Annotated in this window: 12 protein-coding genes; 9 read left to right on the top strand and 3 right to left on the bottom strand. The window is 63.0% G+C overall.

From position 1 onward, the window contains the following. The first annotated feature begins 32 nt into the window (after nucleotides 1-32). The 4 genes from RN743_RS10720 to RN743_RS10705 are packed head-to-tail and all read left to right on the top strand — an operon-like array spanning nucleotide 33 to nucleotide 2923. Nucleotides 33-338: a hypothetical protein gene (locus tag RN743_RS10720; protein ID WP_310779744.1), complete on the top strand. Its 306-nt coding sequence runs from the start codon at nucleotides 33-35 to the stop codon at nucleotides 336-338. Continuing rightward, nucleotides 335-877, top strand: coding sequence for a PIN domain-containing protein (locus RN743_RS10715; protein WP_310779742.1), 543 nt, complete (start codon nucleotides 335-337; stop codon nucleotides 875-877). Before RN743_RS10720 ends, RN743_RS10715 begins: the two co-directional genes overlap by 4 nt. Nucleotides 878-905: 28 nt before the next feature. Continuing rightward, a complete protein-coding gene (locus RN743_RS10710; RefSeq protein WP_310779740.1) occupies nucleotides 906-2027 on the top strand; it encodes a virulence protein RhuM/Fic/DOC family protein in 1122 nt (373 codons plus the stop codon). Nucleotides 2028-2047: 20 nt separating this feature from the next. After that, a complete protein-coding gene (locus tag RN743_RS10705; RefSeq protein WP_310779738.1) occupies nucleotides 2048-2923 on the top strand; it encodes a hypothetical protein in 876 nt (291 codons plus the stop codon). 68 nt (nucleotides 2924-2991) lie between these two features. On the opposite strand, the gene RN743_RS10700 is transcribed toward RN743_RS10705, so the two are convergent. The 3 genes from RN743_RS10700 to RN743_RS10690 form a co-directional block, all read right to left on the bottom strand. After that, nucleotides 2992-4458, bottom strand: a complete 1467-nt coding sequence (locus RN743_RS10700; RefSeq protein WP_310779736.1) for a deoxyribodipyrimidine photo-lyase — start codon at nucleotides 4456-4458, stop codon at nucleotides 2992-2994. Between the two features lie 17 nt (nucleotides 4459-4475). After that, nucleotides 4476-5378 carry an alpha/beta hydrolase gene (locus RN743_RS10695; RefSeq protein ID WP_310779734.1) on the bottom strand — a complete coding sequence of 301 codons (903 nt, stop codon included), beginning with the start codon at nucleotides 5376-5378 and terminating at the stop codon, nucleotides 4476-4478. 116 nt (nucleotides 5379-5494) lie between these two features. Next, nucleotides 5495-6406, bottom strand: coding sequence for an aminotransferase class IV (locus RN743_RS10690; RefSeq protein WP_310779732.1), 912 nt, complete (start codon nucleotides 6404-6406; stop codon nucleotides 5495-5497). Between the two features lie 269 nt (nucleotides 6407-6675). On the opposite strand from RN743_RS10690, the gene RN743_RS10685 reads away from it, so the two are divergent. From RN743_RS10685 to RN743_RS10665, 5 genes are all read left to right on the top strand, one after another. Then, the gene (locus RN743_RS10685; protein ID WP_310779730.1) at nucleotides 6676-7212 is read left to right on the top strand and encodes a hypothetical protein; all 537 of its coding nucleotides are present in this window, start codon (nucleotides 6676-6678) and stop codon (nucleotides 7210-7212) included. Nucleotides 7213-7871: 659 nt separating this feature from the next. Further along, nucleotides 7872-9149 (top strand): DNA (cytosine-5-)-methyltransferase, encoded by a 1278-nt coding sequence (dcm, locus tag RN743_RS10680; RefSeq protein ID WP_310779728.1) that lies wholly within the window; start codon nucleotides 7872-7874, stop codon nucleotides 9147-9149. A 1-nt stretch (nucleotide 9150) separates the two neighbouring features. Continuing rightward, nucleotides 9151-9591, top strand: a complete 441-nt coding sequence (gene vsr / locus RN743_RS10675; protein WP_310779724.1) for a DNA mismatch endonuclease Vsr — start codon at nucleotides 9151-9153, stop codon at nucleotides 9589-9591. Further along, nucleotides 9588-10793 carry a type II restriction endonuclease gene (locus tag RN743_RS10670; RefSeq protein WP_310779722.1) on the top strand — a complete coding sequence of 402 codons (1206 nt, stop codon included), beginning with the start codon at nucleotides 9588-9590 and terminating at the stop codon, nucleotides 10791-10793. The genes vsr and RN743_RS10670 overlap by 4 nt, the downstream gene beginning before the upstream one ends. Nucleotides 10794-11085: 292 nt before the next feature. Continuing rightward, a complete protein-coding gene (locus RN743_RS10665) occupies nucleotides 11086-13701 on the top strand; it encodes a Z1 domain-containing protein (RefSeq protein ID WP_310779721.1) in 2616 nt (871 codons plus the stop codon). Nucleotides 13702-14073 lie beyond the last annotated feature (372 nt).

The following is a 14073-nucleotide window of genomic DNA, read 5'->3' as shown; positions in this document are numbered from 1 at the left end:
GTCACGAATCCATGAGAACCGGGGAAAGATCGATGGGCCTGCGGACGGTACGACTCAATGAAGAAGAAGAGGCGATCCTCGAGGATCTCCGGGAGAAGACCGGCCAATCGATCTCGGAGGTGTTGAAGCGCGGCCTCCGGTCCTACGACACGTACGTGAACGGCATCCGTCTGGGCGGCAGGAAGGGCGAGACGGCCGGCGAGGTCTTTCGGCGCGTCCTGGCGCGGTACGATGAGGACACTCCCGAAGCGCCGTACGGCGGCGAGCCCGGCACGTTGCCCCGCCGACGGCACAAGGAAGCCGTGGTGGACATCATCCGCGAGAGACACAGCCGGTGATCCTGGTCGATACGGGTCCGCTGGTCGCCGCCTGCGACCCATCCGACGCCGGGCATGCGGCTTGCAGACAGGTACTCACGGCGTTGAACGAAGAAGCCGTGACGACGACTCCGGTGCTCACCGAAGCGTTTCACCTTCTGCGGCAATCGAAGCGGCGGATGAGTCTAATGGACATCGTGCGCCGTCGCGGCGTGACGGTGGCCGGCCTGGACGATCCGGACCTGGAGCGCTGCTTCGAACTCATGGTCCAGTACGGGGACGCACCGATGGACTTCGCGGACGCCTCGGTGGTCGTCGTGGCCGAGCGCTCAGGAATCGACCGGGTGTTCACGCTGGACCGTCGGCATTTCTCCGCGTACCGCTTGAAGCGTGGACATCGGCATGTACCCTTCACAATCATCGGACCCGGCGCGGAACCACCGATGGTGCGAGAAAGGGAGGATGCGGGGTACGCGGCGGACCCTGGCCACCTCGTCGAGCGGGCGCTACATGACGCCCGCGAGGCGCTCGACCGGCTCAGCCGCACGCTGGGAGTCTGAACGCAGAAGGGAGAGAGCAAGAACCGAGATGGGCAGAGCTTCCAACGACCGCTCGGGAAGCAAGGCCGGAGGTGCTGCGGCTCCCGCAGCAACTCCTGCGAGCGAGGTCATCGTTTACGAGGTGGCCGATGGCGATGTGCGCGTCGATGTCCGCGTTGAGCAGGACACGGTTTGGCTGACGCAGCGGCAAATGGCGGAGGTGTTCGGTACGACACCGGAGAACGTGCTAATGCATCTGCGCAACGTTTTCTCGAGCGGCGAATTGAAGGCCGAACGAACTACTAAGGATTTCTTAGCAGTTCGAACCGAAGGAAAACGTCAAGTTCGTCGTAATCTCAAACACTACAACCTCGATGCCATCATCTCCGTCGGTTATCGCGTCAACTCCAAACGTGGCGTCCAGTTCCGGCAGTGGGCCACTCACACCCTGCGCGAACACCTGGTCCGCGGCTACACCATGAACGAGCAGCGGCTGGCGAATCGAGGCTTGCGCGAGGCTCGCGAGACTCTCGATCTGCTCAGCCGGACCCTCCAGAACCAAGCGCTGGTGACCGACACCGGTCGGGCGGTCCTAGACGTCATCGGACGGTACGCGGACACATGGCGGCTGTTGCTCGAATACGACGAGAATCGATTGCAAGCGCCGATCGGCCGCGGTCCGTCAACCGGCGTTCTGGACCATGATACCGCAACCGATGCGATCGCCCGTTTCAAACTGGACTTGATGGAGCGCCAGGAGGCGTCACCATTGTTCGGCAACCCTCGGGGTGACGCCCTCGCCGGCATCCTCGGGAACATCGAGCAGACCATGTTCGGCGAATCCCTCTACCGTTCCCGAGAGGAGAAGGCGGCGCACCTCCTCTATTTCATCGTGAAGGACCACCCCTTCACCGACGGCAACAAACGCATCGGATCGCTGCTGTTCCTCTTGTACCTCGAACAGGAGAACATCGAGCACGCGCTGAACCCACAGGCGGTCACGGCCCTCACCCTACTCATCGCGGAGAGCGACCCGACCGTTAAGGACCTGATGGTGCGCCTGATCATGAACCTCCTGATGGGATCTTCTGCATTCCATGATCCGGCGGCGGACCCACGACTGCGCGATCCCTCCGATCCTGCGCTGGGACTGGGAGGAGGTCAGGGATAAGCTACAGCGAGCCGCCTGACATGTGTACAGTGCACCTAGACACGGCCAACTGGATCGACTTGGCCCGCCACTTCGTACCTCGCCACTCGTTCCATGTGTTCGAGCGGGCGGTCGCTGCTCGCCGCGTGTTACCAGTCCTGTCCCTCGCTCATCTAATTGAGTTTGCCGGCATCGAGGATTCGGCTAAGCGGGGTGAAATCACGCGGTGCTTGGAGTACTTCGATTCGATCGGCGACATGCGATGGATCAAGCAACTCTACGACGTCATCCGTTTGGAAGCAGCAGCCTGCTTTAGGGGATTGGTTGACGACCGGTGGACGCCTCCCGACGTGTGCTCTGGCTCATTCCACAGCACCCTCCATGACTTCGAACGGTGGCAGTTCGACTTGGAGACACCCCGGCGAATCCGTGATTTCGTCGAGGCAGTGCGTCAAGATGAATCCTTTGTGGAAGGCTTCAGAGAAGATCGTCGCGCCTACCCTGCCGAGCGGCGCGCAATCGCGAAGGTTCGCCGGTCGAGGCGCGCCATCAGATTCTCCGAGGGGGAGTTAAGGGCACAGATCGCGGACTACCTGCCTAGCATCATCCAACTCCCCAGTGGGCTGTCTCACAGAATCACCGAGGACACGAAAGCGGAGTTCTTGATGAAGGCAGATCTCGACAAGTGTCCTGCATTCCGCGTGGACCAAGCGTGGCACGAGGGTTGGAACCTTGATCCCTCAGGAGCCTCGGGAAGCGACATCGCTGATTGTCTGCACGCCCCGGGCCTCGCGTACTGTGACGTCGCGTTTGCTGACAAGCGTACGGTCGATGCGCTTCGGAAGGGACGGTCCCCAACGATACCGCGTAAGAACTCCGAGTTCAGCAGTTGGATCGAGACCCTGGGAGCGGGTTGAGCAAGCCAGTGCGGTAACGTGGCAAGGCTACCGACCAACGTGACAGGGGCCGTGGGTGAAGGTCCGTTCTACAGCGCGGCACCACGAAGCAATCGATAGGCTTGCAGGGCCCTTTGGCGGGCTGCGGCGTGGTCGACGATGGGGGATGGGTAGTCGCGGCCGAGTTCGATGCCGGATTCGCTGAGGACGTTCGGTGGAGCTTCCCACGGCTGGTGGAGCCAGCGGTCGGAGAGGCGCGCGATCTCCGGCACCCAGCGGCGCACGTAGGCGCCGGCCGGATCGAATTTTGCGGCCTGTCTGACGGGGTTGAAGATGCGAAAGAAAGGCTGCGCGTCCGCGCCTGAACCCGCGACCCACTGCCAGTTGGCGACGTTGTTGGCGAGGTCAGCGTCGACGAGCGTGTCCCAGAACCACGCCTCGCCGTCCTGCCAGTGGATCAGCAGGTCCTTCGTCAGGAAGGACGCGGCGATCATGCGAACGCGGTTGTGCATCCAGCCGGTGTGCCAGAGTTCGCGCATCCCAGCGTCCACGATCGGGTAGCCGGTGCGCCCCTGCTGCCAGGCGGCGAGCGCCTGCAGATCGTCGCCCCACGGGAAGCGGTCGAAGGCGGTGCGCCAGTTGCCCGTCTCCATGTGCGGAGAGTAGAACAGCAGATGATGGCTGAAATCGCGCCACGCGAGTTCGCGGAGGAGCGCTTCGGGACCGCTTCCGCCGGGCGCTTCGGCCTCGATCAGGGGCGCCGCGGCGCGCCACACCTGGTGCGGCCCGATTTCACCCCAGTGCAGGTGCGGTGAGAGGCGTGAGCTGCCTTCCAGGTCCGGCCGGTCGCGGTCGATCCCGTATCGCTCGACGCCATTCGCCATGAAGTCGGCCAGCCGCCGCCGGGCCGCAGCCTCCCCCACCTCCCAGGTCTCTCGGAGACCCCCGGCCCAGTCGGGGGCCGTGGGCTGCAGCCCCCAGTCATCGAGACGGTCGCTGGCGATCACGGGGCCCGGGCCCAGCCGCCCGGGCGACGGATGCGGAGGTGGCGCCCGGTAGCACTCTCGGAGCCGCTTCCAGAATGAGGTGAAGACCTTGTAGGGCGTCCCCTGACCTGTCAGGATCTCGCCCGGCTCGCTGAGGAGCGAACCCGCGTAGCTCTCCGTCTCCACACCGGCGGTGCGAAGCGTCGCCTCGATCTCCGTGTCGCGCGCGACGGAAGCTGGCTCGTAACACCGGTTCCACGCCACGAGGCCCGCACCGGTCTCCCGCACCACTTCTCGGAGGACATCGGACGCCGGACCCCGCCGCAGGCAGAGGGAAAGCCCGAGTCCGGCGAGGTCTTCCGCCAGCGAGCGCAGACTCTCGTGCAGCCACCAGCGGGACGCACCGCCCAGGGGCCGAACGTCGCGGCTCTCCTCATCCAGCACGAACAGAGGGACGACGGGCCGTTCCGACACGGCGGCTGCGGAAAGAGCAGGGTTGTCGTGAAGGCGCAGATCCCGCCGGAACCAGACGACGACCGGAGCGGTAGGCGACGCACGACCCCGCGGCACAGGCGGTGGCGGGCGGTTTACGCGAGGCCCTCCCGTTCGAGGAAGGCGATCATCGTCGAGACGCACTCCTCGGGGTTCTCCAGTTGGAGGAAATGGGTCGTGTGGGGGATGAAGTCGTAGTCCCACCCGATCAGTCCCTCAAGGTCGACGCTGGGCAGCGAGGAGAACTCGACGCTCGGATCGCCGCCGATCACCTTCACGGGACAGGCGAAGTTCGTCGTGTCCGGCTCGAAGGCGTACGCGAACCCGTAGTCGAACACCTGCGCCTCGAACTCGCGCGGGCAGCGGAGTTCGTACCCCTCCCCGTCCGACGCGGGCTGGATCAGCGCCTCTGCCGCGAGCTGTTCCACCCCCGGCCGCGTGAACTCGAACACCCACGAACGCCGGAACTCCTCGGCGAACTCCTCCCTCGTGGCGAACCGGGGCTGGCGATGCCGGGCCAGCATGCCCAGCCGCCGCCAGAGCGTGTCGATGCCGTAGTGATCGCCGTCGGCCAGGTACATGGGCGGATCGAAGAGGACGAGCCCCGCGTACCCGCGCCCCGGCGGATCGTGGTTGAGCGCGACCATCGCCGACAGCGAATGGAACACGCCGACCGCGGGCTTCGCGCCGAAGTGCTCTTCGATGCCGGCCCGGATGCGCTCTTCGTCGGCCGTGAAGGTCGCGACGTTGTGGTGGGCGAGGTCGGCCGTCGGGTTCCGGCCGTGGCTGCGGAGGTCGTAGACGATCAACTCGAAGCGGGACTGGAGGCGCGACCAGAAGGGGTAGTAGAGGTCGATCGCGAGCCCGTTGTCGTGGCTGAGGATGAGCCGCGGACCCTTCACGTCCCCGTGCCGCCTGAGGACGATGGGAGCGCCGCCGGTCGCCTCGATCTCGACGGTGTCGAGCGGCTCCGGGACCCGCCAATCCGTTGTCGTCATGCACGTCTCCTTTCCGCCGGATGATACGCGCAGTTCACACCGATGGCGAGACAACACTTTCCCGCGCGGCGGGCAAACGATCAGTGTCGCGCAAGCAGGCCGGGGGCGAACCCGACCTATCTCTCGCGGCCGATCACGACGACCCCTTCGCGCGCGGTCAGATCGCGGTAGAGGTCGCTGAGGCGCTTCGTGAGCGGCCCCGGCGACCCGTCTCCGATCACCCGCCCGTCGATTCCCGTCACGCCCGCCAGTTCTCCCATCGTACCGGTGCAGAACGCCTCGTCCGCGCGGTAGGCCTCGGTGAGGGACAGATCCTTCACGCGGCTCGGGATGTCGTGCTCCGCGCAGAGTTCGAGCACCGTGGCGCGGGTGATCCCCTCGGGACAGGCGACGGTCCGGCTCGTCATCGCGACCCCGTCGCGCACGAAGAAGAGGTGCGTCGCGTTCGTCTCGGCGATGAAGCCGTTGCCGTCGAGCATCAGCGCGTCATCGGCCCCGGCCGCGTTCGCCTCGATCTTGGCCAGGATCGACTGCAGGAGGTTCGCGTGGTGGATCTGCGGGTCCAGCGTGTCGGGCCCGAAGCGGCGCAGCGAACTCGTGATCAGCCTGAGGCCCGACCGTTCGTAGACCGGCGCCTTGTGCTCGGCGAGTACGATGAACGTGGGACCCGACCGGTTCAGGCGCGGATCCATGCCGCTGGTGACCTTCACGCCCCGCGTCAGCGTGAGCCGGATGTGCACCCCGTCGCGCATGCGGTTCGCGGCGAGCGTCCGGCGGATCTCCTCGATGATCGCCTCGTCCGAAGGAATCTCGGCGAAGGCGAGCGCCAAGGCGGAGGACCGGAGCCGGGCGAGGTGCTCCCGCAGCTTGAAGATGCGCCCGTCGTACAGGCGCAGCCCCTCCCAGACGGCGTCGCCCCCCTGCACCACCGAGTCGAACGGGCTGACGCCGGCCTCGTCCCGGTGAACGAGCGTCCCGTTCAGGTTGACGGTGAGATCGCGGTTCCGTTCGTCAAACCGTTGCAGCATCGAGTGTTCCTGTGCCCGGAGGCCAGCGTGTCTTGCGAGTTCGGCGGCGGGAAGTGCCCGGATGTGACCGGCGAACCGGTAGCGTTTCGTGCCGGCGTCATCATCGAAATCTGATCGGCGAGCGTTCAGATTTCAATGAAAACAGGTCGCTTGCCGTTTCGCCCTCGCCCCGAGTCCACTCCTCCTGGTGGTGTTTCAACGCATCGCGTCGTTATAATCGGCCCCGAGCCCACGATCTCATCTATTTTACGAAGGAGAGGACACCCGTCATGAAGAGTCAACTACATCTTGTTCTGGCCGCGGCTTCCAGCCTCGCGTTTGCCGCGATTGCGACGTCAGCGGCGGCGCAACAGATCTCCGAACAGGCTGTCATTGATGCACAGCAGACTTGGGGCGAGGGTATTGTCGCGATTGCCAAGATCCATGCCGATGGCGGCGACTACGCGGCCCGTGCGACGGAACACATCAATGATCTTTACGCATATGGCGAGACCAAAGTCATGTTCAAGCCGACCCTGGCAGCGGAGGATCAGTTCCGTGAGACATTTGACGAAGCTCTGAGCTATTTCATTGGGCAAGACGGAACGGAGGACAAGGGGTTCGCAATCTCGGGCTGGACCAACGTTCGGTGGGAGAACAACGGCATCTACACCAACGACGTCTCCGCCATGGCCATGGGCAACTACTACTTCACAGACCCGGACGGCAACGAGACAAAGGTTGAGTACACCTTTGGCTACGTCCTTGTTGACGGCGATCTGAAGATCAACCTTCATCATTCGTCGCTGCCCTACAGCCCCGAATAGTCGCGGAGGCCGGCCTTCGGGCCGTACCCCTGCAAGCACGGCCCGGTTTTCGCCACCGGTGTGGCGATCCGGGCCGTTTTTTTGCTTGAGAGCAGGATCGTCGGAGGGGGCCGCGAGTTGGCCCGGCCGCGCGCCGTTGGTGGCGCGTTGACGGGGGAACGGAGGTTCGGGGCGGGTCGAGCACCGGGGCGGGAGGCCTCGCTCACTCGCGAACCTTCACGGGAATCTGTTGCGACACGAGGGGAACGGATCTGGTCGCCGACCTCGTCTTGGCGGGCCGGTCGGCGAGGCCTCGAGACCACGGCCAGAACTCACAAGGTGCGATCATGATCGACTTCGAGAGACTTCACGCGAACCGCTACGCCCACGGGGCTTCCTCTCCCGCTTCCCCGTCCTTCTCCTCGCGGGGATGGCGACGCTCGGCGGCCCCGGCACGCCCGGGGCCGCGCAGGAGGGCGAGGATGACGAGGACGGCGCGCCCGAGGTGAACGCCGGCTTCATCTCAGGCATCCGATCGAGTGTTCCTGTGCGGAAGGGGCCGGCGTCTCTGCGAGTGCGGTTGAGGGCTTCTACCCATCGAATCCGTCGAACTTGCCGGGGGGACGGAAATGTGACATTCTGTCGCCATCGTCTTCGTCCCACCTCAGCGGAGGTAAGCCGTGTCCGTCCTCAGCCCGTCAGAACTGCGGGACCTCAGGGAGAGATTGGGGCTCTCCCAAAGCAACCTCGCAACCTGGCTCGGCTATAGCCTGCGGACCGTCCAGCGCTGGGAGAACGGGGACACGGTTCCGAAGCCTGCCACCGTATTCTTCCTCCGACAAGTGATTCGTGGACCAAGCTCCCGTGATACCGGTCAGCCGACGCCGCCCGCCTTCACGTTCATCGACCTGTTTGCGGGAATCGGCGGCATGCGGATCGGGTTTGAGCGGCACAGGGGACGGTGCGTCTACACCTGCGAGTGGGATCGATTCTGTCGGCAAACGTACACGGCCAACTTCCCCACGAGTCATGAGATTGCCGGGGACATTCGCGATGTGGGCACGTCCGACATCCCGTCGCACGACCTCCTGCTGGCGGGATTCCCCTGCCAGCCGTTCTCCGTTGCCGGGGTGTCCAAGAAGAACTCGCTGGGTCGACCTCATGGCTTCGCGGACGAGACGCAGGGAACGCTGTTCTTCGACCTCGCCCGAATCCTGCGGGATCACCGACCGGCGGCCTTTCTCCTTGAGAACGTGAAGCATCTCCGGAGCCACGACCGGGGCCGGACGATGGATGTGATTCTGAGAACGCTGGAAGACGAGCTGGGGTACGCCGTGACGACCCGTGTGATTGACGCGAAGTCGTTCCTGCCACAGCACCGGGAGAGGGTCTTTATCGCCGGCTTCAGGGAGGCGACAGGCTTTTCTCTGGAGGATCTCGAACTCCCCGATCAGGCGGCGGGCCCGAAGCTTGAGAGCGTGCTGCACCCGGAGGACGGTTCGGAGGAGATGGAGCCGCCATATACCGAAGGCGACCTTGCCGCCGTGTCGGACAAGTACACGCTTAGCGATCACCTCTGGGCCTACCTGCAGGAATACGCACGGAAGCACAGGCTCCGCGGGAACGGATTCGGATTCGGACTCGTCGGCCCGGCAGACACGGCGCGCACGCTCTCAGCCCGGTACTACAAGGACGGTTCGGAGATTCTCATCCGCCAGGACCAAGCCAACCCTCGACGGCTGACTCCTCGGGAGTGCGCTCGGCTGATGGGGTTCGATGGCCCAGGACAGAACGACTTCGAGATCCCGGTGTCGGATACGCAGGCGTACAAGCAGTTTGGCAATTCCGTGGCCGTGCCGGTCGTCTCGGCCATCGCCACCGCCATGGCACCCCACGTCGTGTCACTGGCCAGCGACACCGATCAACTGGAACTCCTGCCAGGAATGCGGACCGCTTGAAGTGACCGATATCGTTGACGCCCGGACCCGAAGCGCGATGATGTCGGGGATCCGCGGCAAGGACACAAAGCCGGAGATTCTCGTTCGCCGGTTTCTCCATCGTTCCGGCTTCCGCTTCCGGCTCCATCACAAGGACCTGCCGGGGCGACCGGACATCGTTCTCCCCCGATACCGGACCGTCGTGGAAGTCCGAGGCTGCTTCTGGCACCGGCACGAGGACTGCCCGTTCGCCTACATGCCGAAATCGAACCGCGCGTTCTGGAAGGCGAAGCTGGAGGGGAACCGGGCGAGGGATCTGCGAAACCTGCAGAAGCTCCGGGAACTTGGGTGGAAGACCATCGAGGTATGGGAGTGCGAACTCGCCGGTGATGAAATCCTCGAATCGCTTCCTGCTCTGATCCGAGCGGACTGCGATCTTCCGGCGAGCCGGTTGCCAACTTGAACGTACGCATCTGCATGAAGCGGCTTGCCGCCGTGGAAATCGACCCCTCCCTGTCCAACCAGCACGAATTCAACGCAGGGAGGCTCAGGCAGGAGCTCGAACTCGCGGGCAACCCGTGCAAAGGCCGAATCGATTTTCTCTTCTATCTCGGGGACGACGAAGCTCCCGTGACCGAAACGGAGCGCTACACGCTCTACGATGCGCGCCTCAACAAGCCCCGGGCCGCCGAGTGGCGCATGTACTACACGAACGTGGGGATCTCCGAACACGCCCGCCCCGACGACCTCATGCTCCTCTTCCGACCGGACCGTTCAAGCAACGATTTGGTTGCAGTGATCGCACGCCATGGAACCGAGATCGAGCGAGCCCTAAGCCTCGATCTTGCCGGTCGCGAACCGGAAGAACTGGTCGGAATGTTCTTCGCAGACTCGGAGGGCCTCAACCCTCGGACGATCAACGTCCTCCTCCAAGTACTCCGTCGCCCGGTACCGCAGGTCGCCCTAGAAGAGTACGACTTCGCTCAACACCCACTCCTCTTGGGCGCCGTTTCTCGCGGTACGATGCCCACGACTGCGGAGATGGCGGCCGCTGCGCAGTCCATCGTTGCCGACACCGGAGTGACGCCCGAGGATCCTGACGACTTCATCGATTCTTCCCTCGCAGCCGAGACGGCCCTCTTCAAGGCCATCGAACTGGAGCTCGGGAACCGAAAGCTGGCGGCGATCCCCGATGACGACCGGCTGAACTTCGACGTCCTGCAGGGCTTCTTCATGACCTTCCTGCAGAGTCGACGAGCCCGGCGTGGCCAGAGTCTGGAGAACCACTTCCGCTACCTGCTCAACGCCCTGCGAATCCCGCACTCTTACCAGTGCCGCACCGAGGGCGGGAAGACCCCCGACTTCATCTTTCCGAGTTGCGAGAGCTATCACGACCCAACGTTTCCGGACGACCGGCTCCGCATGGTCGGCTGCAAAACGAAGGTCCGCGAGCGGCACGCCCAGTGGCTCGACGAAGCCACCCGAATCCCGGTCAAGTATGCACTCTGCGTCGATGATCGGCTGACGGACCCACTCGTGCTCCGCTACCAGAATCGGCTCCGGTTCTTCCTACCGCGCGGGCTGCTCGATTCCATCTACACCAAGCGACGCATCCACCCCCTACTCGGATCCGTCGCCCAACTCGTCGCGGCCGTCGCCCACTGACGGCGCGCCGGGCGCGCGGTCCTTCCCCCCCGGTCTTCCTTGAGCGCTCGGCTCCTCCACGTTCACCTCTTCCTTGCCCCCATGCTAGCATCTCGATATGCTCTCCTGCCTGAACTAATCTCCACGTTCTTCGCGGATGGCTTCGCAACCCTTTCGATCCACTAAGGCAAGAGGCACCGACCACACGTCCCCCGTCTCGGCGTCCCTCGCGTCGATCACGTCGAACCCAAGAAAAACACTGCCGTCACGAGAAACCACAATGCCAGGACCACAAGTCGATGAGCTCGTTAGGATGCTTCGCAAGGAGCTACCGGGCACGGCCGATCTAGGAGCCGCAGTCGAGGCTATGCGCCGCCGCCTAGACGTCATTGCCCCTGGTACGGCTGCACGCCTCTCTGAGGAAATCGCGGAAGCGCACCACGTCGTTGCAAGTCAGTTTGCGGACATCGAAGTCCTTCACCGGCATTCCGTGATTCGGCAACGCCCGCCGTGGTACTTCGGCCCAACACACGGCGATCTTCACTGGCCTGCCTTTGAAGACTATTTGATCGAGGCGAAACGTTGGGCCGCGGACGACGTTAAGGCTATCGATGACGCTTCCAAGGAAGTGGTGTCACTCCTGAGCGACCCCAATCAGGATCAGTTCTCGTGCAGAGGTCTCGTCGTTGGGCACGTCCAATCCGGTAAGACCGCCAACATGACAGCCGTGATTGCCAAGGCGCTCGACGCAGGATACGACACTGTTGTAGTACTGTCAGGCATGACGAACAAATTGCGGTATCAGACCCAGTTGCGGCTCGTCAACGACCTCGTCCGTAGAAATCCGCGGAGCTGGCAAGTCCATACTCCGAATGAGATCGACGGCGACTTCCGAGCCCCTCCCTACGGGGGACTTCTGCAGCATAGCGACAAATCTCAGCTGGCCGTCATCAAGAAGAATGTATCGCCACTACGCGAACTCAAGAAGGCTGTCGATAAGACTTACCTGAAGGTGCTGCGAGGCCTGCGGATCTTGGTGATTGACGATGAATGCGATCAGGCAAGCGTCAATTCTGCGCGGCGAGAGCTCGACATGACCGCGATCAATGGCCGGATCCGCGAACTCCTTTCTTGTTTGCCTGCCGTCACCTATGTGGGATATACGGCTACTCCGTTCGCGAACGTGCTGATCAATCCGTATCGCGCCGATGGTGAAGAGCTCGATGACCTTTATCCTCGCGACTTCATCACGGCACTCCCAAAATCGGAGAGGTACTTCGGCGCGGAGGAGCTCTTTGGAACAATGCCATCGGATCCTGCGCTTGTGCGACCACATGAAGAGGCCGTGGACATGATCCGTAACGTCCCGCCTGAGGAGGAAATACGGCTTCAACCAAGAAGTCAGCGAGGGCGAGATCGATTCCGGCCCGTGATGACCGAGAGCCTGGAGACCGCGATCCTCTATTTTCTCGTTTGCTGTGCGGCTCGACATGTGCGTGGCGACAACCGACAGCACATGACGATGCTGGTTCACACGTCTGCATACGTAGTCGCTCATGAACGGATGGCCGCACTCATTCAGGGATGGTTGGAGGTCAACGGTGCTAGGATTACTGATGGTGCCTCTGACTTGGCGGAACGGATCCGCAACATTTGGATTGAAGAGCAGAATCGTCTGCCGTCAAGCATCACCGCTGCCGCTCGCATCTCGGCTGACCAACTTTTTGAATGTCTCCCGCTCGTACTCGACCGGATCGAGGTACCGATCGAGAATGGCGCGAGCGAAGATCGGATCGATTATGGGGGCGAGGCCAAGACATATATAGTAGTGGGCGGTTCGATCCTTGCGCGAGGCCTGACCTTGGAGGGTCTCATGGTCAGCTATTTTCTACGAAAGGCTAACCAGTACGATACGTTGCTTCAGATGGGGCGTTGGTTTGGCTATCGGCCCGGATACGAGGATCTGCCGCGTATCTGGATGCCAGAAGATCTCCGGTTACGTTTCCGCGCACTAGCAGTCGTGGAGGCGGAGATTCGCGACGAAATCGAACAGTACCATAAACAGAACCTGACGCCGGAGGACATCGCAGTTAGGATTCGGGCGATCCCTGGGATGGCGATCACGGGAGTGAACAAGATGCGACACGCGCGCCCATGCGCCGTAAGCTACTGGGGCACGCACCGGCAGACGTTCCGCTTTGACCACCGAGACAGAGAGCTCCTACGCCGCAACTGGGAGGCCGGAGTTGATCTTATCAATCTCTCGGATTCGCTCAAACTCCGGGATCGAAGGGCTGCCCGGACGGGAAGGAAGCTCTGGCGTGGTGTCCCCGTGTCAACGATTCGGCGTTTCTTCGAGCGCTATGCAGTGCACCGACACCACCGCGATCTGGCAGCGGACATGCTGCTTCCGTTTCTCGCGAGCGGTGACCCTCGCCTGGCCAAGTGGAATGTTGGCGTGGTCGAGGCGAAGGGGGGGCGAGAATGCCCGAGTCCGCTCGGAGACGCAGGAAGGGTGAAGGCAGTCAAGCGGGCTCGCATGGCTGACAGCACGTCGGTGGCGGATATTAAGGCTCTCATGTCGAAGCGAGATGTTCTGTTCGACGTTGACAAGGAGCAGTCCACGGAGTTTGCCGGCTGGGCTGATCTCAAGGCCGCCCGCGCCCAAGCCGTTGGCGATGTCCCTCTCCTATTGCTGTATCCGATCGACCGTGAGTCAGCCCCACAACGGTCGGGGGGTGTTCGTACGTCGCTCGATGCAGCTTTCGACGTTCTCGGCTATGGCATCATCTTTCCGGGGTCGGTAACGGAGGGCGGCGACTACGTCTCGGTCGAACTCAGTCCATTCTCGGCGGACGAACTCGATGCGATCGACGCGGAAGAAGCAGCGCAAGCGGAGGCGGCGGGTGTCGAGGGTTCCCGTGGATAACCCCGCCTGCGTTGCTTGGAGCCTCTTGCGCGCCGGCTCTCAAACCGAGAGCGGACTGGAAGTCCCAACTGTGCCAGCGGAAATATCAACGGCCGCTGGGCCTGTACGAATGGCGGTTGGCGCGAACGGTGAACCGCGGCTGCTGCTTCCCTTGGCCCGCGACGATATCCCTGTGCCGTTCGATGTGGGGACCTCGCTTTCTGTCTCGGTTTCCTCATTTCAGTACAGCGGTCAGTACCTTCGTTTTCTTGATATCATATGCCTACATCCAGAACTGGAATCCGTATTTGGGGAAGTGGTGGACGAGATCCTAGCTCGTTCTCGTCCGTAAATCGCTTCATGGCAGAGCTTTACCGGCGTGTTTTCACCAGT

It is taken from the genome of Candidatus Palauibacter scopulicola (genome assembly GCF_947581915.1).
GTDB lineage: Bacteria > Gemmatimonadota > Gemmatimonadetes > Palauibacterales > Palauibacteraceae > Palauibacter > Palauibacter scopulicola.
Note: the sequence above shows the minus strand (reverse complement) of the source record. Positions and strands in the feature narration are given on the sequence as shown.

Bases quoted from the DNA above. Each gene is read 5' to 3' on its own strand.
- RN743_RS10720 (WP_310779744.1), top strand. From the start codon at position 33: ATGGGCCTGCGGACGGTACGACTCAATGAAGAAGAAGAGGCGATCCTC.
- RN743_RS10710 (WP_310779740.1), top strand. From the start codon at position 906: ATGGGCAGAGCTTCCAACGACCGCTCGGGAAGCAAGGCCGGAGGTGCT.
- RN743_RS10705 (WP_310779738.1), top strand. From the start codon at position 2,048: ATGTGTACAGTGCACCTAGACACGGCCAACTGGATCGACTTGGCCCGC.
- RN743_RS10695 (WP_310779734.1), bottom strand. From the start codon at position 5,378: ATGACGACAACGGATTGGCGGGTCCCGGAGCCGCTCGACACCGTCGAG.
- RN743_RS10690 (WP_310779732.1), bottom strand. From the start codon at position 6,406: ATGCTGCAACGGTTTGACGAACGGAACCGCGATCTCACCGTCAACCTG.
- RN743_RS10685 (WP_310779730.1), top strand. From the start codon at position 6,676: ATGAAGAGTCAACTACATCTTGTTCTGGCCGCGGCTTCCAGCCTCGCG.
- RN743_RS10665 (WP_310779721.1), top strand. From the start codon at position 11,086: ATGCTTCGCAAGGAGCTACCGGGCACGGCCGATCTAGGAGCCGCAGTC.